Raw genomic sequence first — 19,406 nt, forward strand, 5'->3', positions numbered from 1 at the left:
AGGGAGCCCAGCCCGGCCCGGAGGCCGGCCCACGCGGCCGGTCGCGGGACCGGGCTCTCTCATGCCCGGCTTCCGGCCCGCCGGGCCCGCCTATTCTGGGGACATGACAGCCCAGCCCGCCCCGCGCGACGACGACCGAGGCGGCCTGCGCGCCTCCCACGACGACCGGGAGGCGGTGGTGGAGCAGCTGCGCGACGCGGCGGCCGAGGGACGCATCGACCTCGACGAGCTGGACGAGCGGCTGGAGCGGGCGCTCACCGCGAAGACCTACGCGGAGCTGGACGCCCTCACCGCGGACCTGCCGAGGCCGCCGTCCCCCGCCGACCTGCCGCCCCTGGAGCTGTCGGGCGGTTACTACGGGGCGTCCCGCGGCCCGGGCCCCTGGGACGTTCCCGGGCGGGTGATCGCACGCGGCGGCCTGGCCGGGGTGAAACTCGACTTCAGCCGCGCCCGGTGCCGCTTCCCCGAGGTCACGGTGGAGGCGTACGGGGAGTCCGCCGGCGTCGTCATCGTCATCCCCGACGGCTGGGTGGCCGACACCACCGCCGTGAAGTCCGGCCTGGGCGGCCTCAAGGACACCACCACCCCGGACCGCCTCCCCGGCACCCCCTTGATCCGCGTCGTCGGCTCCGGCGGCATGGCGGGCGTGGTGGTGCGCCACCCGAACCGGTGGGAGCGGCGGAAGCTGGGGAACGACCCGGCACGGGCCTAGCCGCGGGTCGGCGTGCTCCCGATCCTGCGGGTGAGGCGGCCGATCAGCACGGCGTTGACCAACCCGGCCAGGACCATCCCGGCGGAGAAGACCAGCGTCCCCAGCCAGGGGGTCGCGTACTCGGCCGGTGCCGACACCGCCGCGGCGAGGAAGCTGAGCGGTGCCGCGGCGAGGAGCGGCCAGATGCCCGCGAACCCGGGGTCCGGCGACAGCAGCACGGCGTAAAGGAAGGTGCCCAGTGCCGCCGCGACCACGGCGACGTAGATCCGCGCGGGCCAGTTGTCCACGGCGGCCGCGAGCAGCGCGGGTCGCGGGCGCGCCGGGGGCGCCTGCACCGGGGGCCGGTCCGGTCTGTGGTCCGGCGTGCGGTCCGGTCTGCGGATGAGCGCGCCGAGCGCGGCGGCGTTCGCCAGGGCGCACAGCAGCATCCACCCGGCGAACACCACGGCCGCCGCCACCTCGGCCGCACCGCCTCCCGCCACACCGTCCCCGACGGGCACGAATATCGGAAGGAAGGAGAGCGGTGCGGTGAGCATCATCGGCGCCATGGCGATCGGGCTGTCCGGGGCGAGGAACATCGCCGCGACGCCGACGGCGACAAGGCCCAGGTAGGCGCGGGCGGGCAGGCTGTCCGTGGCGAGTGCGAGGAGGCGCCGCGGGCGGAAGTGGTCGGAGGTCGGCATCGAAGGCCCTTCCTGGAGCCGGTACGGGTTGGTGATCACCACAGTGACCGTCAGGGCCGTGCCCCGGCATGAGTACCGGTACTCACCGTCGGCGCTACGGCACTCACCCGTATCTCCGTCAGGGGCAGGCGGTCCCCTCCAGCGCGCACTCCGCCCACACCGTCTTGCCCACGGGCTCACGGGGCTCCCAGCCCCACCGTTCCGCCAGGACGTCCACCAGGAGCAGGCCCCGTCCGGACTCGCCCTCGGGAGGTGTCACGGGTGTGGCCAGGGGCGGCCGCTTGTCCGCTGCGGCGTCGGCGACCTCGGCCCGGATCAGGCCCGCCGTCCGGTCCAGCATCAGCCGTACGCCGAAGTCCCGGCCCGGGACCCGCCCGTGCCGTACGGCGTTCGACGCCAACTCCCCGACGACCAGGGCGATCGTGCACGACACGTCCGACGCCGGCGGATGCCCCCACCCTTCCAGACACCGCACGGCGAACCGCCGGGCGAGCCGCGCACCGTGCGGGGAGGAGGGGAACTGCGCTGCGGCCGTGGGGGCGAGGGGTTCTGTGAGCACGGCGCGGTCCGTCCTTCTCTGTGAGTGAATTGTCACGTTCCGTGGTCAAGGTTCGTCGGCTCGCCCTACTCTCAAAAGGGGGTGCGGGCTTACCTTTCAGGCCGTAAGGAACGGAAGTGACGCTTTGGCCAACGGGATTGACCCCAGCACGTCGATGGCCGCGCTGTTCGGCGCGCGGGTGCGGAGACTACGGACGGCGGCCGGGCTCACCCAGGCCGAACTCGGCGCGCTGACCCACGTGGTGAGCACCCGGATCACGCAGATCGAGCGGGCGTCGGGGGCGAAGCCGACGCTGGAGATGGCGCGGGCGCTGGACACCGCACTCGGTGCGGACGAACTGCTCGTGGAGCTGTGGCCGTACGTGTACCGGGAGGCGTTTCCGGACTGGTCGCGGAAGTTCATGGAGTACTCGGAGCGGGCGGTGGCCGTTCGGCAGTACGCGGCGCACGTGGTGCCGGGTCTGTTGCAGACGGAGGATTACGCGAGGGCCGTGCTCGCCCTGGACGCCCTGCTCACCGGTGAGGAGCAGCTGGAGGAACGCGTCGCAGTCCGGATGGGACGGCAGGACCGGCTGAGGTCACCGAACCGGCCGGAGCTGTGCGTGATTCTGGACGAGGCAGTGCTCCGGCGCCCGATCGGCGGCGCGGCGGTGATGAGGAAGCAGTTGGAGCGCTTGCTCGATGTCGCTGACGACCGCCACGTCACGTTGCAGGTGCTGCCGTTCGACCAGGGCGGGCACGAGGCGATGGGCGGCTCGTTGACCGTGCTGACGCTTCCGGGCGGCTCGGACGTGGCCTACACGGAAGGCGCGGACTACGGGCAACTCATCGAAGAACCGTCCAACATCGCGCGCTACAAGCTGATTTACGATCGGCTGAGGGCGACAGCCTTGCCCCCGATCATGTCGCTCGACGTGATCCGGTCTGCGATGGAGGGCACCTACCGTGGCGCGAATGTCCCGTCCCGATCTGACCGGCGCCGCTTGGCGCAGGAGCAGCTACAGCAATCAAGCCGGGGGCGATTGCGTGGAGGTGGCCGACGGCCTCCCCGGCCTCGTCCCCGTCCGTGACAGCAAGGCCCCGCAGGGGCCGACCCTCCGCTTCGAAGAGGCCTCCTGGACCGCCTTCATAGGCGACCTGAAGTCCCACCGCTCCTGAGGCGAACCGGGCCCACCGATCCCTCGCCCGCGAGGTTCCGGTGGGCCCCTGACCTCCCCAAAGAACCGGGAGAAAGAACTACCCGCCCGCCCACCCTCCCCGCCGGACGGGCGCGCTTCACTCGTGCGAGTGACCGGCTTGCGGGTGCGGGATGCGGGCCGTTACGTTCGCCGCGACAACCGCAAAAAGTTACGGCCCCCGGCCGGGACTGGCATCCCGAACGAGGGCCTGACCGATCAGGAAGAGCACACTTCCCGATGGCTGACTCGCAGTCTAACGCGCGCCTGCGCGCCGACGCCGGTGCTCCGCGCTCCGGCGTGATCCACGTCCGCACCCGTCTCACGGCCGACTTCACCGTGGTCGCCAACGCCCTCGCACAGCGGCGCGGCAGCGCGGTCACCGTCGGCGTCGCGGTGTACATCCTGTCCCTGCCCAGCGGCACTCCGGTGACCATCGCGGCCCTGTGCGCGCACTTCACGGAGGGCGAGATCCTGATCTCGCGGGCGCTGAGGGAGCTGGAGGCGGCCGGGTACCTGGAGCGCCGCCGCGAGCGCACGCCGGCGGGGCAGATCCGCACGCGGACGTACTTCTACGACGTCCCCGGCGGCACCCCGGAGCCGGACCCGGACGGTCCGCCGGAACCGCCCCGCCCTTCCAAGCAGCCCGTGGCCGACGAGACGCCCGCCGAGGAACCGTCGGTGGCGCTCACAGAGGCGGACCCGCAGGCGATCTCCGTCCTGGCGTCCCTCCGCCACGTCGATCCACGCCTGGTGCTGTCCGGACGGGAGGCCGTGCGGCTGGCGCCCGCCGTCACCGCGTGGCTGGCGGCCGGTGTCACACCCGCCCAGATCACCAGAACGCTGACGACAGGCCTCCCCGACCGCTTCCTGACCCGACCCGCGGGCCTCCTCGCCTTCCGCCTCCGCGAAACCCCGCTGCCCGCGCCGCCGCCCCCGGAGCCCGTCGCCCGCCCGGCCGTACCGCCCCTCCAGCCCTGCGACGGCTGCGACCGAGCCTTCCGCGCACCCGCCCCCGGCCACTGCCGGGACTGCCGCTCGGCCGGGACTGGGTTGCCGGCCGCCGCCTGACCTCGCGATTCGGACCGCTTGACCGGCCCGCACGCAGGGACGAGACTGGGATGTATTACATCTGTCATACACGAGGGGAGGCGAGGATGGCCGCCAGGACGGGGCGAAAGGGCCATGCCGCGACCGCCGCACCCGGGAAAGGCGTCCAGGCGGCGCCCCGGACGTCGCCGACGCGCCGGAAGCAGGGCGACAGCGGCGCGACCAGCGTGGCCCAGGTGCGGCTACGCCCGGACGAGTTGGCGGATCTGCACCAGGTGATGCGGACGCTTCAGCTCGGCTCGCTCTCCGAGGCGCTGCGCGAAGGCCTGCGCCTGCTGTCCCGAGAGGCCGCCGAGGTCGCCGCCTCTCAGGAGATCCGCGACTTCTACGAGGGCGCTCAGGCGCCCACTCCCGAGGGCGTTCGGCCTGCCACGGAGGACGAGCTGGCGGCAGCGGACGAGACCGAGTGGTGACCGTCGGCTCCCCGCTCCGGGGTGAGGTGTGGGGCTGCGCGCTCCCCGCCCCGACCGGCCCGCACCCCGTGGTCGTCCTGACGGTGAACCGGATCGCCGAGCCGTTGTCGGCCGTGACCGTCGCCGTGATCACCGGGACGTCCGGCCCGGCCTCCACCCACGTCCCGGTCGGGCCCGACTGCGGGGTCACCAAGTACGACGAGTCGTACGTCGACTGCACCGACCTGCACACCGTGGACAAGCCCAGGCTCCGCCGACGGCTCGGCCTGCTGGCGCCGAGCGAGCTGAGGAACGTGGAGGAGCGCCTGCGCGTCATCCTCGGGCTGGTCTGAGCGCCGTTCAGCGAGTGCCCGCGCTCTTGAGGCGGGCCGCCGCCTCCTCCAGTACATGCCGCTGCTTGCAGAAGGCGAAGCGGACGAAGGGGGCGCCCATGTCCTGGTGGTCGTAGAAGACCGCCGTGGGGATGGCGACGACGCCCGCGCGTTCCGGGAGGGCGCGGCAGAAGGCGATGCCGTCGGACTCGCCGAGGGGGCGGATGTCGGCGGTGACGAAGTAGGTGCCGGAGGGGCGGTAGACGGTCAGTCCGGCGTCCTCCAGGCCCGCCGCGAGGACGTCCCGCTTGGCGAGCATGTCCGCGCGGAAGTCGGTGAAGTACGACTCGGGCAGGGCGAGCGCCTCGGCGACCGCGTACTGGAAGGGGCCCGCGGAGACGTAGGTGAGGTACTGCTTGGCCGAGCGGACGGCCGTGACCAGCTCGGGGGAGGCGGTGATCCAGCCGACCTTCCAGCCGGTGAAGGAGAAGGTCTTGCCCGCGCTGGAGATGGTGACCGTGCGGTCCCGCATGCCGGGGAAGGACGCCAGCGGGACGTGCTCGGCGTCGTCGAACACCAGGTGCTCGTAGACCTCGTCGGTGACGACGAGAAGGTCCCGCTCGACGGCCAGCTCGGCGATGGACGCCAGCTCCTCGCGGGTGAGGACCGTCCCGGTCGGGTTGTGCGGGGTGTTGATCAGCAGCAGCCGGGTGCGGTCGGTGACGGCGTCACGCAGCTCGTCCAGGTCGAGGCGGAAGCGGCCCTCGGCCGGGCGGAGCGTGACGGGGACGCGGGTGCCGCCCGCCATGGCGATGCCGGCCCCGTAGGAGTCGTAGTACGGCTCCAGCGCGATCACCTCGTCGCCCGGCTCGACCAGCGCGAGCAGCGACGCGGCGATCGCCTCGGTGGCGCCGGCGGTGACCAGCACCTCCGTGTCGGGGTCGAAGGACAGGCCGTACCGGCGCTGCTGGTGCGCGGCGACCGCCGTGCGCAGCTCGGGGATGCCGGGGCCCGGCGGGTACTGGTTGCCGCGCCCGTCCCGCAGCGCCCGCACGGCGGCCTCCCTGACCTCCTCGGGGCCGTCGGTGTCGGGGAAGCCCTGCCCGAGGTTGATGGCCCCGGTGCGCAGGGCCAGCGCCGACATCTCGGCGAAGACCGTCGTCCCGAACTCCGCGAGGCGACGGTTGAGAAGAGGACGATCAGTGGAGGTCATGCGGGCCATCCTCCGCCGGATCGCGGGCGTCCTCAAGCACGGCCGGCCGCCGCGTCGCCCCGGCGGCGCTCACGTCCGGTCGGCCTCCCACCGCGTGACGCGCGCGACGCTCTCGAGCATCTCGGTGAAGGCCTCGCCGTCCCAGAGGACCGCGTTGTACTCCGCCGGGATCATCGTGCCGTTGACGACCGCCGTGGGCGTGCCCGGGCCCCGCGGATCCGACGGGCCGCCGGCCTTCTCGTACGCCTTCTGGGAGGCGGTGACGAAGTCGCGGTACTTCATGGTCCTGACCGCGTCGTCGAACTCGGGGCCGCGCAGTCCCTCCACCTGACCGGCGAGTTCGAGGAGGAACGCGTCCGTGTAGCCGTCGACGACCTCCTCGGGCTGGTTGGCGTACAGCACCTCGTGGTACTCCGCGAACTTGTCCTCCTCCAGCGCCGCGCGCAGCGCGTTGACCGCCTTCTTCGACCCGCTGCCGCCCACCCGGTCGTCCAGGAAGGACGCCAGCGTGTACTCCGTCCTCGCGGTCCCCTCCAGCGTCGCCCGGCGCAGCTCGGGCCCGGCGCCGGTGGTCTCGAACTCCTCGCAGACCGGACACCGCGGGTCCTCGTAGAGATGCACCGTCACCGGCGCGTGCGGATCCCCGACCCTGACGGTCGTGCCGTCCCGGCCCAGCTCCTCCGGCAACTCCTCCACGGACCGGTACGGATCGGCCAGCCCGTCCCGCTGACCGCACGCCGCCAACGCCAGGATCCCCGCCGCACACACCACGGCCCACCGCACAGCACGCACCTCGCGCCACCCCTCCCCAGGAACAGCGCGACCTTAGGACATGTCCACAGCAGAAGCACCGCATTTGATCAACAACCCGGCCCCCGGCCCACCGCCGGGCGGGAAACCTCTGGAGTTGCTCAACTCTGCTTTGGCGCGGAAACGGGGAGGGCATGTCCCGGTCACACCGTGAGCCGGGCACCCACGGGGGGATGCCACGGGGGATCACGGGGGACATGGAAGGAGGGTGGCGCCATGTTCGTCGGCATCATCCTGGTCGTCGGATTCGTCCTGCTCGTGACGTGCGCCGTGCGGGCGTCCCGGGGCTCGGGAGCGGGCTCCGGCAGCGGCGGCAGCTCCTCCGGCGGCCACTCCGGTGGCTGGTGGGCCGGGGACGGGGGGAACAGCGGGGGCTGTGGATCGTCCTCAGGCGGCGGCTCGTCCTGCGGAGGCGGGTCGTCCTGCGGAGGGGGCGGATGCGGCTGACACGGGGCAGCGCGGCTCCACTTCGGGAGAACGCATCCGCGGCAGCGGGGTCCGCACCTGGGGCGGGCCCCGCTGTGGTGTCTCCTGCGGTGGTGAACCTTCCGGTTCCGGTTGGTGACGTGTGCGCCGGGGTGCGTCGAAACCGGGGGCGTACGCCGTAGTTGAACACGTGAGCTGTGGAGCCCCCGAGGGGATGGAAAGCCCACGAAGTTGGGTAAAAACGCTGTGGTGGCGGCACAGTTCATGATTCCCTATAAATCAACCAGCGCAGCCATCGGATCTCCCCGCGGACCCTCTTCCGGCCGGGCGACCGGGCTGACGGGCCGAGTCCCCGGTCCCCGGGGTGCGCGGACCCGAATCTCTCCCCTGTGTGCTTGCGGAGCCGATCCATGCTCACGACCCTGAACACCGCCTATTCAGATACGCGCGCCGCCGATCTCGCCTGGGCTCTGGGCCGCGAGCCGCTTCCGGCGCTGGCCACCCTCGACCTGGAACTCCAGGGCGCGAAACTCCAGTTGAGACTGCTCGGCGCCTCCCACCAGGTGCTGCTGGAGGAGGAGCGGGGCCTCTGCTCCGAGACGGTGGCGTGCATCCCGGGCAGCAGCACGCCGCTCCCGCTCGGCGTGGCCAAGCGGGTGGACGACTGGGAGTACGAGTTCGCCGCCCGGGTGGAAGAGCTCCCTCCGGGGGCCTTCGCCGGCCGGGCGCAGGAGCTGCTCGCCCTGGTCTCCGACCACCCGCAGGGCCTGGCCGGCGTCTTCCCCGGCAGCCCGCACGCGTTCACCGCGATGCTCGCCCGCTGTCACGAGGGCCAGTTCCAGTGGCGCACCTGGCACGCGTACCCGCAGGACGGCCAGCTCGTGGCCACCCGGACCCGGGTCGGAGCACGCGTCGCCGCCCACGCCGAGGCCGTGCGGGCGTAAACAAATATCACGCGTGTGGGTGACGTTGTGCGATGAGTGCGTGACGTAACGTCCCTGGGGTGATCGATCGGCAGGCCCCCGTTCCGCCCGGCTCCACGCAGACCTGGGGCGGGCCGGACGGCCCCTGGGCAGACGCCCCGGGCGGCGGGGGGAGCGTGGTGCCGCTGCCCGTGCGGCAGGGCACCGGGCGGTGGCTGGTCCTCGCCGGGGTGTTCGTCTGCGCGGCGTGCGGACTGGTGTACGAACTGGAACTCGTCGCGCTCGCCACGTACTTGATGGGCGACTCCGTCGCCCAGACCTCCGTCGTGCTGTCCGTGATGGTCTTCGCCATGGGCATCGGCTCGCTCGCCGCCAAGCGGCTGCGGCGGCACGCGGCGGCCGGGTTCGGCGCGATCGAGGCGGCCCTCGCCCTGGTCGGCGGAGGCAGCGCGATGGCGCTGTACGCGGTGTTCGCCTGGACCGGCGACTGGGGCGGGGTGTGGGCCGACGGCCCGCGCTGTCTGCTCGTCGCGTTCTCCCTCGCCACCGGGTTGCTCATCGGCGCCGAGGTGCCGCTGCTGATGGAGCTGATCCAGCGGATCCGGCGCCAGGACGCCGGCGGCGCGGTCGCCGACCTGTCCGCCGCGGACTACGTCGGCGCGCTGGTCGGCGGACTCGCCTTCCCCTTCCTTCTCCTGCCCGTGCTCGGCCAGTTGACGGGCGCCCTCATCACCGGCGCGGTCAACGCCGTCGTCGGCGGCGCGCTGGTCCTCGGGCTGTTCCGGCGCGACCTCAGCCGGCGCGCCCGCCGTCTGCTGCTCACCGCCAACATCTGCGTGCTCGCGCTGCTCGCCTCGGCGGCCGTCCTCGTCGACGACTTCGAACGCGCCGCCCGGCACGCGCTGTACGGCCCCGACGTACGGGTCGCCGTCCACACGGACGTCCAGGAGGTGCTGCTCACCGGCGGGCGGGACGGGCGGCCGCTCAACCTGTTCCTCGACGGACGGCTGCGGGTCGGCGGACGCGACGAACTCCGGTACCACGAGGCCCTCGTGCACCCGGCGATGACCGGGCGGCACGCGCGCGTGCTGGTGCTCGGCGGGGGTGACGGGCTCGCCGCCCGCGAGGTGCTGCGCCATCCCGGCGTCCGGAGGGTCGACGTCGTCGAGCTCGACGCGGGCGTGGTGCGGCTGGCCCGCACCGACCCCGCCCTGTCCCGGCTCAACGCGCACTCCCTCGACGACCCGCGCGTCCACGTGGTCACCGCCGACGCCTTCGACTGGCTGCGCACCGCGCCCGCCGGGGTCTACGACGTCGTGGTGTCCGACCTGCCGCACCCCGGGATCACCGCCAGCACCAAGCTGTACGCACAGGAGTTCTACGGGCTGGCCCGGCAGGTGCTCGCGCCCGGCGGGCGGCTCGTGGTGCACGGGGGCGCGGTGGAGTCGCGGGCCCGCGACTTCTGGACCCTCGACGCCACCCTGCGCGCGGCCGGCCTGCGCACCACCGCGTACCGGGTGCGCGGACGGCAGTCCGGGTACGCGGCCGGACCCGACCGGGGGCCCGCGGACACGGCCCGCGCCCACCGCGACTGGGGGTTCGTGCTGGCCGCCGACCGGCACACCCCGTGGCCCCGCCTCGACCCGGCCGGGCCCCGGCCCCGCACGCTCACCGACGCGTCCCTCGCCGCGGACGTCCGAGCGGCGGAACGCACCCGGGTGCCCGGACTCCCGCCGTCCACGCTGGTCCACCCCCGGTACAGCGACTGACGCGCCGCGACTTCTCGCGGACGGGGGTGCGGTACGGCGTGGCGTGGGTAGGCTCCGCACTCATGGAGCACGAGGTGTTCGTTCCGGTCGAGGCGCAGCGGCTCAGGGAGGTGCTGGGCGACCCCGCGCGGGTCGCCCGGGCGGTGCCCGGGCTCCAGCACGACGCCGGTGCGGAACCCGTCACCGGGCGGCTGAAGGTACGGATCGGCGGCTCCTCCATCACCTACCGCGGGTCGGTACGGGTGTCCGCGCGGGACGACGGCGGCTACGCGGTCGAGGGCGAGGCGTCCGAGTCCCGGGGTGACGGGACTGTCCGGCTGTCCCTGCGGCTGACCCCGCGCCCCGCCGACACGGGCACGACGCTCGTCGTCACGGGCACCGCCACGGCGGACGGCCGCGTCAAGGACCTCCCGCAGGACGCGGTCACCTCGGCGGTCACCCGCCTGCTGACCCGCTTCGCGGAGAACCTGGCAACGGCGACGAAGGAGGACACGACCCCGCCGGAGCCCGAGGACACGACCCCGCCGGAGTCCGGGGACACCACCCCGCCGGGGTCCCCGGAACAGCTCGCGGCCGGCGAGGCGGGGGGCACGGTCCCGCCGGGGTCCCCGGAACAGCTCGCGGCCGGCGAGGCGGAGGGCACGGTCCCGCCGGAGTCCCCGGAACAGCTCGCGGCCGGCGACTTCGAACCCGGCGCCACGACGGACTTCGAAACGACCCCCGACGCGGAAGACGCCCCTCCGCCCCCGCCGGAACGGGGGAGCGGCGCCGCCCCGGACGAGCCGTCCGGCCCGCCAATGCCCCCCAGCCCCAGCGCCGAGGGCGGCCCCACCGCGAGCACCCCGCCCGCCCCGGAGGGTGACTCCGGCCCGGGGGGCGAGTCCGCGCCGAACGCCCTGCCCGGCAAGGAGGGGAACGCCTCGCCGGACGCCCCGCCCGCCCCGGAGGGTGTGTCCGGCCCGGGGGCCGAGCCGGCACCGGACGCCGTGTCTGCTGCGGGGGACGACGCCTCGTCGGGGACCGGCCCCGCTCCGGGTGCATCGCCTGCCTCGGCGGAGGACGGCCCGGCGGACGAGTCGGCCTCGCACGCCGCGCCCGGTCCGGACGCCGCGCCTGGCCCGGCAGCCGGCTCCCCTCCGGACGCGGGGTCCGGCGCCGAGCCGGAGACCCCGGACGCCGGGGCGGTGCCGGCGACTCCCGAGCCCCTGGACGCGGAGTTCACGAGCGGCATCGACGGGCGGCCCCTCCCCGGGGACGACGATGACGACTCCCTCGCCGAGGCCGCGCACGCGCGGCGGACGATGATCGGGCGCAGCGCCGAGGAGGTCGACCACGCACCCCCACGCGGCCGCTACGCCCCGGTCCCGGCCCCCCAGACGGTCTCGTCCTCCGCCCCCCTCCGCTGGGCGGCCCCCGCAGCGGCCCTGGCGGTCGCCTCGGCCGTGGTCGCCATCCGAGCCCTCCGGCGTCGGCGCTGAAGCCCTCTCCCACCCCACGTGAGTGATCACCCCGCTAGGGTCGAGGCGTGAGTAACGAACACATCACGCTGACCGCGGGTGACGCGGAGGTGGACGTGCTGCCGGGGAACGGCGGGCGGGTCGGGGGGCTGCGGCTCGGGGGTGTGGAGCTGTTGCGGCAGGGGGAGCGGTTCGGGTGCTTCCCGATGGTCCCCTGGTGCGGGCGGCTGCGCGACGGCCGGTTCATGGACGGCGGCACCGTGCGGCAGATGCCGCTCAACGCGCCCCCGCACGCCATCCACGGCACCGCGCGCAACGCCCCCTGGCGCACGGCCCGCAAGAGCACCGACGAGGCCGTGCTGACGTACGACCTCACGGACCCGTGGCCGTACCCGGGGCGGGTCACGCAGCAGGTGTCGCTCACCGAGGCCGGCCTGACGCTCACCATGAGCGTCGAGACGCACGGCTCGTCGTTCCCCGCGCAGATCGGCTGGCACCCGTGGTTCCTGCGCAACCTCGGCGGCGAGGACGTGACGATCGGCTTCGAGCCCGCCTGGCAGGAGGAGCGCGGCGAGGACCACCTGCCCACGGGACGCCGTATCGACCCGAGGCCCGGCCCGTGGGACGACTGCTTCGGGATGCCCGGCGGCGTCGACGTCACCCTGACCTGGCCGGGGCAGCTCCAGCTGAAGGTGACCAGCCGCGAGGAGTGGGTCGTCGTCTACGACGAGCAGGACGAGGCCGTCTGCGTGGAGCCGCAGACCGGACCGCCGGACGGGCTGAACACCCATCCGCGCCTGGTCACCCCGCTGGAGCCGCTGGAGGCCTCCACGACCTGGACCTGGACCCGGCTTTAAGCTGACAGGCATGACGGACACGCGTGGCGCGCTGCTGCAGCAGATCAAGGACAAGGCCGTGGTGCACGGCAAGGTGACCCTCTCCTCCGGTCTGGAGGCCGACTACTACGTCGACCTGCGCCGCATCACGCTCGACGGCGAGGCGGCTCCGCTGGTCGGCCAGGTGCTGCTGGACCTGACCGAGGAGCTGGAGTTCGACGCGGTCGGCGGGCTCACCATGGGCGCCGACCCCGTCGCCGCCGCCATGCTGCACGCCGCCGCCGCGCGCGGCCGGACGCTGGACGCGTTCGTCGTGCGCAAGGCCGCCAAGGCGCACGGCCTCCAGCGCCGCGTGGAGGGCCCGGACATCAAGGGCCGCCGCGTGCTGGTGGTGGAGGACACCTCCACCACCGGCGGCTCCCCGCTCACCGCCGTGGAGGCCGTGCGCGAGGCCGGCGCCGAGGTCGTGGCCGTGGCGACGATCGTCGACCGGGCCACCGGCGCCGCCGAGAAGATCCGCGAAGGCGCCGGGGTGCCGTACCTGTTCGCCTTCTCCAAGGACGAACTCGGCCTGGACTGACCGGCCCCGCCTTCCACAGGGCGGACGGCGGGATGGACGTTCCGGCCGAGTCTGGAAGGATGTGACCGACAATGACGTCGCATCCAAGGTTCCAGGTCAGGGCCGACAGTACGCAGCACCCCACACCGCACTCTTAAGGAGCGGACAGATGCCCATCGCAACTCCCGAGGTCTACAACGAGATGCTCGACCGGGCGAAGGCAGGCAAGTTCGCCTACCCGGCCATCAACGTCACCTCGTCCCAGACCCTGCACGCGGCTCTGCGCGGCTTCGCCGAGGCGGAGAGCGACGGCATCGTGCAGATCTCCACGGGCGGTGCCGAGTTCCTGGGCGGCCAGCACAACAAGGACATGGTGACCGGCGCCGTCGCGCTCGCCGAGTTCGCGCACATCGTCGCCGAGAAGTACGACGTCAACATCGCCCTGCACACGGACCACTGCCCGAAGGACAAGCTCGACGGGTACGTGCGTCCGCTGCTCTCGGTGTCCGAGGAGCGCGTCAAGGCCGGCCGCAACCCGCTGTTCCAGTCCCACATGTGGGACGGCTCCGCGGAGACCCTCGCGGACAACCTGACCATCGCGCAGGAGCTGCTGGAGCGCGCCCAGGCCGCCAAGATCATCCTCGAGGTCGAGATCACCCCGACCGGCGGCGAGGAGGACGGCGTCTCCCACGAGATCAACGACTCCCTCTACACGACGGTCGACGACGCGATCCGCACCGCCGAGGCGCTGGGCCTGGGCGACAAGGGCCGCTACCTGCTCGCCGCGTCCTTCGGCAACGTGCACGGCGTGTACAAGCCGGGCAACGTGGTCCTCCGTCCCGAGCTGCTGAAGGAGCTCAACGAGGGCGTCGCCGCCAAGTACGGCAAGCCGGCCGGCGCGCAGCCGTTCGACTTCGTGTTCCACGGCGGCTCGGGCTCCACCGAGGAGGAGATCCGCACCGCCCTGGAGAACGGCGTCGTCAAGATGAACATCGACACCGACACCCAGTACGCGTTCACGCGTCCGGTCGCGGACCACATGTTCCGCAACTACGACGGCGTCCTGAAGGTCGACGGCGAGGTCGGCAACAAGAAGACCTACGACCCGCGCACCTGGGGCAAGCTGGCCGAGGCGTCGATGGCCGCCCGTGTCCTGGAGGCCTGCAAGCACCTGCGCTCCACGGGCACCCGCATCAAGTAACCCGGCGCGTCCGGCCCGCACGCACGCACACGAAAGAGCCCGGCACCTGCCCAGGTGCCGGGCTCTTCCGTATGCTCCCGGTATGCCCGATGTCCGGCTGGCGTCCCCCCAGGGCAGGTGGATCCTGTTCACCACGGTCCTCGGCTCCGGCATGGCCCTGCTCGACTCGACCGTCGTCAACGTCGCCCTGCCCCGCATCGGCGAGGACCTCGACGCCGACCTCGCCGCGCTCCAGTGGACCGTCAACGCCTACCTGGTCACGCTGGCCGGGCTGATCCTGCTGGGCGGGGCGCTCGGCGACCGGTTCGGGCGGCGCCGGGTCTTCGTCGTCGGGGTGCTCTGGTTCGCCGCCGCCTCCCTGCTGTGCGGGATCGCGCCGAACGAGGGCGTGCTCATCGCGGCCCGCGCCCTCCAGGGCGCGGGCGGGGCGCTGCTCACCCCCGGCTCGCTCGCGCTGATCCAGGCGTCCTTCCACGCCGACGACCGGGGCCGCGCGGTCGGCCTGTGGTCCGGCTTCGGAGGCATCGGCGCGGCCGTGGGGCCGTTCCTCGGCGGTTGGCTGGTGGACGGGCCCGGCTGGCGCTGGGTGTTCCTGATCAACGTGCCGCTCGCCCTGCTGTGCGCGCCGGTCGCCGTGCGCCATGTGCCGGAGTCGTCCGGCGCAGAGGCGAAGGGACGCTTCGACGTGCTCGGCGCGGCGCTCGGCGCGGTCGCGCTCGCGCTGGTGACGTACGCGCTGATCGGGGCCGGTGACGGGTCGCCGCTGGTCGTCGTGTCCGCGGTGGCGGGGCTCGCCGCCGCCGTCGGGTTCGTGCTGGTGGAGAAGCGGCGGCCGGGTCCGATGATGCCGCTGGAGATCTTCGCGTCCCGCCAGTTCTCCGCCGTCAACGGCGTCACCCTGTGCGTGTACGCGGCGTTCGGCGGGTTCTTCTTCCTCGCCGCGCTCCAGCTCCAGGTCGTCGTCGGCTGGTCCGCCCTCGCCGCGGGGACGGCCCTGCTGCCGACGACCGCCCTGATGCTGCTGCTCTCCGCCCGCTCCGGTGAGCTGGCCGACCGGATCGGGCCGCGCCTGCCGCTCACCGTAGGCCCGCTGCTGTGCGCCGCCGGGGTGCTGATGATGCTGCGGGTCGGGCCCGGCGCCTCGTACGCCGTCGACGTGCTGCCCGCGCTGCTGGTGCTGGGCCTCGGCATGGTCGCCCTGGTCGCGCCGCTCACGGCGTCCGTGCTGGCGTCGGTGGACACCGCGCGGGCGGGCCTCGCCAGCGGGGTCAACAACGCGGCCGCCCGCGCCGCCGGACTGCTGGCGGTGGCCGCGCTGCCACTGCTCGCCGGGATGGGCCCGGAGGCGTTCCGGCAGCCGGAGCGGTTCGACGCCGCCTTCGACCGGGCGATGCTGCTGTGCGCGGGCATTCTGGTGGCCGGCGCGCTCCTCGCCGCGGCGACCGTGCGCCGTCCCGCGCCCGGCTGCCGGCGCCCGGAGTGCCGTACGCACGGCAGTGTGGCCGTGCCGCCGCTGGAGGCGGACCCGCGCCGGGGGAGCAGCATCGCCTGATGTACGAGACTGGACCCATGTCCATTCACGAGAACCTCCTCGGGGGCCCGCCCCCGACCCACCTCCCCGACGACCCCGGGCCGCGCGAGCTGCTGGCGTCCGGCGCCACCGCCGCCGAGGTCGCCGGCCGGTACCCGACCTCCTCGCTGGCCTGGGCGCGGCTCGCCGACGAGGCGTTCGAGCGGGACAGCGTCGTCGAGTCCTACGCGTACGCCCGCACGGGCTACCACCGCGGCCTGGACGCGCTGCGCCGCAACGGCTGGAAGGGCCACGGCCCCGTGCCGTGGGAGCACGAGCCGAACCGCGGCTTCCTGCGCGCCCTGCACGCCCTCGCCCGCGCGGCGCAGGCGATCGGCGAGCAGGAGGAGTACGAGCGCTGCAGCCAGTTCCTGAAGGACTCCTCGCCCACGGCGGCCCAGGTCCTGGGCTGAACCGGCCGGAAAACGGAACCTGATCACCGCGAGGCCCGTCTGCCCGGCAGGCGGGCCTTGCGGCGGTGGGGGACGATTGCGCAGGATGCACCGTGGGGACCGGGGCCCCCGTGCCGGTAACGGCAGGGGCGGACCGCTACCCGGAGAACATTTCAGGAGACAGCGATGTCCCACGAGGCTCACGAGCCCGAGACCCCGCATCTCGCCCCCAAAATTGATTGGAGCCAGGGCACGACGCCTTACGAGGACTACGTCAAGGCCGACGTCCTCACCCACCTCCAGCACACCCTCTCGGACGATCCCGGAGAGATGGTCTTCCTGGTCACCACCCAGGTCATGGAGTTGTGGTTCACCGTGATCGTGCACGAGTGGGAGACCGCGGCGCAGGCGCTGCGCCGCGACGACGTGCCGACCGCGGTCGACGCGCTGCGCCGCTCACGGCGCGAGCTGGAGGCGCTGAACGCCTCCTGGCGGCCCCTGGCCGGGCTCACCCCGGCCCAGTTCAACTCCTACCGGAGCGCCCTCGGCGAGGGCTCCGGCTTCCAGTCGGCGATGTACCGGCGCATGGAGTTCCTGCTCGGCGACAAGTCCGCGTCGATGCTGGTCCCGCACCGGGGGGCGCCGCGGGTGCACGCCGAACTGGAGAAGGCCCTGCACGAGCCCAGCCTCTACGACGAGGTGCTGCGGTTCCTCGCCCGGCGCGGCCACCCCGTGCCGAAGGACGTGCTGGAACGCGACGTGTCGCGGAAGTACGAGCCGTCGCGTGAGGTCGAGGAGATCTGGACGGCCGTCTACGCGGGCGACGAGCGGGACGAGGTGGCGCGGCTCGGCGAGGCGCTGACCGACGTCGCCGAGCTGGTGTGGCGCTGGCGCAACGACCACCTGGTCGCCACCCGCCGGGCCATGGGATCCAAGACCGGGACGGGAGGGTCCGCCGGAGTGGCGTGGCTGGAGAAGCGGGCGCAGAAGAACGTGTTCCCCGAGCTGTGGACGGCGCGGTCCTATGTCTGAGCTGACACGGAAGGCGGAGAAGCTGGACGCGGGCGACGAACTCGCCGCCAAGCGCGCGGAGTTCGTCCTCGACGGGCCCGAGGGCGCGGTCTACCTGGACGGGAACTCGCTGGGCGCGCTGCCCGTCGCCGTGCCCGGCCGGGTCGCGGACGTGGTCGGCCGCCAGTGGGGCGAGATGCGCATCCGCTCCTGGACGGAGAGCGGCTGGTGGACGGCGCCGGAGCGGATCGGCGACCGGATCGCCCCGCTGGTCGGCGCGGCGGCCGGGCAGATCGTGGTGGGCGACTCCACCAGCGTCAACGTGTTCAAGGCGCTGGTCGGCGCGGTGCGGCTGGCGCAGGAGACCGGCCCGGGCCGGGACGAGATCCTGGTCGACGCGACCACGTTCCCCACGGACGGCTACATCGCCGGGTCGGCGGCCCGCATGACCGGCTGCACCCTACGTCCCGTGGAGCCCTCGGAGGTGCCGGGCGCCCTCGGGGAGCGCACGGCCGCCGTCCTGCTCAACCACGTGGACTACCGCACCGGCCGGCTGCACGACCTGCCCTCCCTCACGGCGGCCGTGCACGCGGCGGGCGCGTACGCCGTCTGGGACCTGTGCCACAGCGCGGGCGCCCTGCCGGTCGGCCTGGACGCGCACGGCGTGGACCTGGCCGTCGGCTGCACCTACAAGTACCTCAACGGCGGCCCCGGTTCGCCCGCGTACCTGTACGTGCGGGCGGACCTCCAGGACCGCTTCGACTCCCCGCTGCCCGGCTGGAACTCGCACGCCGAGCCGTTCGGGATGCGCTCCGAGTACGCGCCCGCCGAGGGCGCGGTGCGCGGACGGGTCGGCACCCCCGACATCCTCTCGATGCTCGCCCTGGAGGCGGCGCTCGAGGTGTGGGACGGGGTGACGGTCGAGGCGGTCCGCGCCAAGTCCCTCGCCCTGACCGACTTCTTCCTGGAGTGCGTCGGGGAGTACGTCCCCGAGGGCCGGGTGGAGTGCCTCACCCCGCTGCCGCACGCGGAACGGGGCAGCCAGGTCGCCCTGCGCTGCGCCGACGCCGGTCCCGTGATGCGGCGGCTCATCGGGCGGGGCGTGGTCGGCGACTTCCGCCACCCGGACGTGCTCCGCTTCGGATTCACCCCGCTCTACGTCGGTTTCGCCGACGTGGAACGGGCCGCGCGGGTGCTCGCCGAGGAACTGGGCTGACCCGGCGGGGCCGGGACGGCGGTGTCCCGGCCCCGTTCCCGCCGGTCAGGCGGGGCCTCCTGGTGAGAGCGGCGGGCGAAGTGCTGGTACCGTCCCGCCCGAACGGCCGCGTACACGCCCGGTCCGGTCGAACCACGTTGTATCGCTGAGAGGTTGGAGCATGACGGACGACGTCGCAGCCGCCCGGGCCGCCGCCGAGGAGAAGTCGGCCTTCTCCCACCCGCCGGTCGATCCGGACACCACGGCGGCCTACGGCGACGACCCCGACCACGTCATCGACTTCTGGACGCCGCGCGGCGGGAGCGGACCCGCGCCGGTGGTCGTCGTCCTGCACGGCGGCGCCTGGCGTGCCCCCTACGACCGGCGTCACGTCAGCCCGTTCGCCGCGTTCCTCGCGCACCGCGGCTTCGCCGTGGCCAGCGTCGAGTACCGGCGCGGCGCGGCCGGGGCGGACGGCGGCGACCCCGTGGCCGGGCGCTGGCCCGACACCTTCGACGACGTCGCCGCCGCGATCGACGCCCTGCCCACACTGATACGCGAGCACCTCCCGGCGGGCGACCCGCGCCGCATCGTCCTCACCGGCCACTCCGCGGGCGGGCACCTCGCCCTGTGGGCCGCCGCCCGGCACGTCCTGCCCGCCGGGTCGCCCTGGCGCACCGACGCCCCGGCGCCCCTGCGGGGGGTGGTCGCCCTCGCCCCCATCGCGGACTTCGAGGTCGCCGACAAGCTCGGCGTGTGCGGCGGCGCCACCCGTGAACTCCTCGGCGGCGACGACCATTTCGCCGAGCGCAGGCCGCACGCCGACCCGGCGCTGCTGCTGCCCACCGGTATCGCCACCACCCTCGTCCAGGGCGGCGCCGACATCGACGTCCCGCCCGCGGTCGCCGAGTCGTACGCGGACGCGGCGGCGAAGGCCGGCGAGGTCGTCGGGGTCACCCTGCTGCCGGACGTCGGCCACTTCCCGCTCGTCGATCCCGCGGCGGACGCCTGCGCGGTCGTCGCGGAGGAGATCGCCCAGCTCGCGTGGTGAGCCCAACTCCCCTGAGGAGCAGGCCCCGTCA

General features: G+C 73.6%; 21 protein-coding genes. 17 read left to right on the plus strand and 4 right to left on the minus strand.

The features are described 5' to 3' along the window. Positions 1 to 103 precede the first annotated feature (103 nt). Positions 104 to 712: a DUF1707 SHOCT-like domain-containing protein gene (locus tag ACQZOG_RS15350; RefSeq protein WP_033274796.1), complete on the plus strand. Its 609-nt coding sequence runs from the start codon at positions 104 to 106 to the stop codon at positions 710 to 712. Here the strand turns inward: ACQZOG_RS15350 and ACQZOG_RS15355 are convergent. Both ACQZOG_RS15355 and ACQZOG_RS15360 read right to left on the minus strand, forming a co-directional pair. Next, a complete protein-coding gene (locus ACQZOG_RS15355) occupies positions 709 to 1,434 on the minus strand; it encodes an SCO4225 family membrane protein (RefSeq protein ID WP_203550436.1) in 726 nt (241 codons plus the stop codon). The two genes, ACQZOG_RS15350 and ACQZOG_RS15355, sit on opposite strands and share 4 nt — an antisense overlap. A gap of 79 nt (positions 1,435 to 1,513) precedes the next feature. Next, the gene (locus tag ACQZOG_RS15360; protein ID WP_193454431.1) at positions 1,514 to 1,954 is read right to left on the minus strand and encodes an ATP-binding protein; all 441 of its coding nucleotides are present in this window, start codon (positions 1,952 to 1,954) and stop codon (positions 1,514 to 1,516) included. A 154-nt stretch (positions 1,955 to 2,108) separates the two neighbouring features. Here ACQZOG_RS15360 and ACQZOG_RS15365 point away from each other — a divergent pair, with 154 nt between their 5' ends. The 5 genes from ACQZOG_RS15365 to ACQZOG_RS15385 all read left to right on the plus strand — a co-directional run bounded on the left by ACQZOG_RS15365 (position 2,109) and on the right by ACQZOG_RS15385 (position 4,983). Next, positions 2,109 to 3,023, plus strand: coding sequence for a helix-turn-helix domain-containing protein (locus tag ACQZOG_RS15365; RefSeq protein ID WP_365167005.1), 915 nt, complete (start codon positions 2,109 to 2,111; stop codon positions 3,021 to 3,023). Continuing rightward, a complete protein-coding gene (locus ACQZOG_RS15370) occupies positions 2,986 to 3,111 on the plus strand; it encodes a DUF397 domain-containing protein (RefSeq protein WP_261675358.1) in 126 nt (41 codons plus the stop codon). The genes ACQZOG_RS15365 and ACQZOG_RS15370 overlap by 38 nt, the downstream gene beginning before the upstream one ends. A gap of 257 nt (positions 3,112 to 3,368) precedes the next feature. Further along, positions 3,369 to 4,199 (plus strand): hypothetical protein, encoded by an 831-nt coding sequence (locus tag ACQZOG_RS15375; RefSeq protein ID WP_365169643.1) that lies wholly within the window; start codon positions 3,369 to 3,371, stop codon positions 4,197 to 4,199. Between the two features lie 86 nt (positions 4,200 to 4,285). Further along, positions 4,286 to 4,651, plus strand: a complete 366-nt coding sequence (locus ACQZOG_RS15380; protein WP_033274801.1) for a hypothetical protein — start codon at positions 4,286 to 4,288, stop codon at positions 4,649 to 4,651. Beyond that, positions 4,648 to 4,983, plus strand: coding sequence for a type II toxin-antitoxin system PemK/MazF family toxin (locus ACQZOG_RS15385; protein WP_365169646.1), 336 nt, complete (start codon positions 4,648 to 4,650; stop codon positions 4,981 to 4,983). The genes ACQZOG_RS15380 and ACQZOG_RS15385 overlap by 4 nt, the downstream gene beginning before the upstream one ends. A gap of 7 nt (positions 4,984 to 4,990) precedes the next feature. On the opposite strand, the gene ACQZOG_RS15390 is transcribed toward ACQZOG_RS15385, so the two are convergent. Then, positions 4,991 to 6,184, minus strand: a complete 1,194-nt coding sequence (locus ACQZOG_RS15390) for a pyridoxal phosphate-dependent aminotransferase (protein ID WP_033274803.1) — start codon at positions 6,182 to 6,184, stop codon at positions 4,991 to 4,993. Positions 6,185 to 6,244: 60 nt separating this feature from the next. Further along, entirely contained in the window at positions 6,245 to 6,967 is a 723-nt protein-coding gene (locus ACQZOG_RS15395) for a DsbA family protein (RefSeq protein WP_203550433.1), read from the minus strand. 854 nt (positions 6,968 to 7,821) lie between these two features. On the opposite strand from ACQZOG_RS15395, the gene ACQZOG_RS15400 reads away from it, so the two are divergent. From ACQZOG_RS15400 to ACQZOG_RS15450, 11 genes are all read left to right on the plus strand, one after another. Then, positions 7,822 to 8,355 (plus strand): DUF2617 family protein, encoded by a 534-nt coding sequence (locus ACQZOG_RS15400; RefSeq protein ID WP_058916361.1) that lies wholly within the window; start codon positions 7,822 to 7,824, stop codon positions 8,353 to 8,355. A 59-nt stretch (positions 8,356 to 8,414) separates the two neighbouring features. After that, positions 8,415 to 10,103 (plus strand): polyamine aminopropyltransferase, encoded by a 1,689-nt coding sequence (locus tag ACQZOG_RS15405; protein ID WP_033274806.1) that lies wholly within the window; start codon positions 8,415 to 8,417, stop codon positions 10,101 to 10,103. Positions 10,104 to 10,165: 62 nt separating this feature from the next. Beyond that, positions 10,166 to 11,581, plus strand: coding sequence for an SRPBCC family protein (locus ACQZOG_RS15410; RefSeq protein ID WP_430741560.1), 1,416 nt, complete (start codon positions 10,166 to 10,168; stop codon positions 11,579 to 11,581). Between the two features lie 47 nt (positions 11,582 to 11,628). Next, positions 11,629 to 12,417 (plus strand): aldose 1-epimerase, encoded by a 789-nt coding sequence (locus ACQZOG_RS15415; RefSeq protein WP_359596852.1) that lies wholly within the window; start codon positions 11,629 to 11,631, stop codon positions 12,415 to 12,417. 10 nt (positions 12,418 to 12,427) lie between these two features. Continuing rightward, positions 12,428 to 12,976 carry an orotate phosphoribosyltransferase gene (gene pyrE, locus ACQZOG_RS15420; RefSeq protein ID WP_033274808.1) on the plus strand — a complete coding sequence of 183 codons (549 nt, stop codon included), beginning with the start codon at positions 12,428 to 12,430 and terminating at the stop codon, positions 12,974 to 12,976. A 148-nt stretch (positions 12,977 to 13,124) separates the two neighbouring features. Beyond that, the gene (gene fbaA / locus ACQZOG_RS15425; protein ID WP_033274809.1) at positions 13,125 to 14,156 is read left to right on the plus strand and encodes a class II fructose-bisphosphate aldolase; all 1,032 of its coding nucleotides are present in this window, start codon (positions 13,125 to 13,127) and stop codon (positions 14,154 to 14,156) included. Between the two features lie 82 nt (positions 14,157 to 14,238). Beyond that, a complete protein-coding gene (locus tag ACQZOG_RS15430) occupies positions 14,239 to 15,708 on the plus strand; it encodes an MFS transporter (RefSeq protein ID WP_037640787.1) in 1,470 nt (489 codons plus the stop codon). 17 nt (positions 15,709 to 15,725) lie between these two features. Next, entirely contained in the window at positions 15,726 to 16,139 is a 414-nt protein-coding gene (locus ACQZOG_RS15435) for a DUF3151 domain-containing protein (protein WP_033274811.1), read from the plus strand. A gap of 165 nt (positions 16,140 to 16,304) precedes the next feature. Further along, a complete protein-coding gene (locus ACQZOG_RS15440) occupies positions 16,305 to 17,150 on the plus strand; it encodes a tryptophan 2,3-dioxygenase family protein (protein WP_033274812.1) in 846 nt (281 codons plus the stop codon). After that, positions 17,143 to 18,345, plus strand: a complete 1,203-nt coding sequence (kynU, locus tag ACQZOG_RS15445) for a kynureninase (protein WP_037640789.1) — start codon at positions 17,143 to 17,145, stop codon at positions 18,343 to 18,345. Before ACQZOG_RS15440 ends, kynU begins: the two co-directional genes overlap by 8 nt. Positions 18,346 to 18,505: 160 nt before the next feature. Then, entirely contained in the window at positions 18,506 to 19,375 is an 870-nt protein-coding gene (locus ACQZOG_RS15450) for an alpha/beta hydrolase (RefSeq protein ID WP_058916357.1), read from the plus strand. Positions 19,376 to 19,406: the final 31 nt, after the last annotated feature.

Origin of the sequence: Streptomyces sp. P13-3-3 (assembly GCF_050571355.1) — a bacterium.
Taxonomy (GTDB): Bacteria; Actinomycetota; Actinomycetes; order Streptomycetales; family Streptomycetaceae; genus Streptomyces; species Streptomyces althioticus.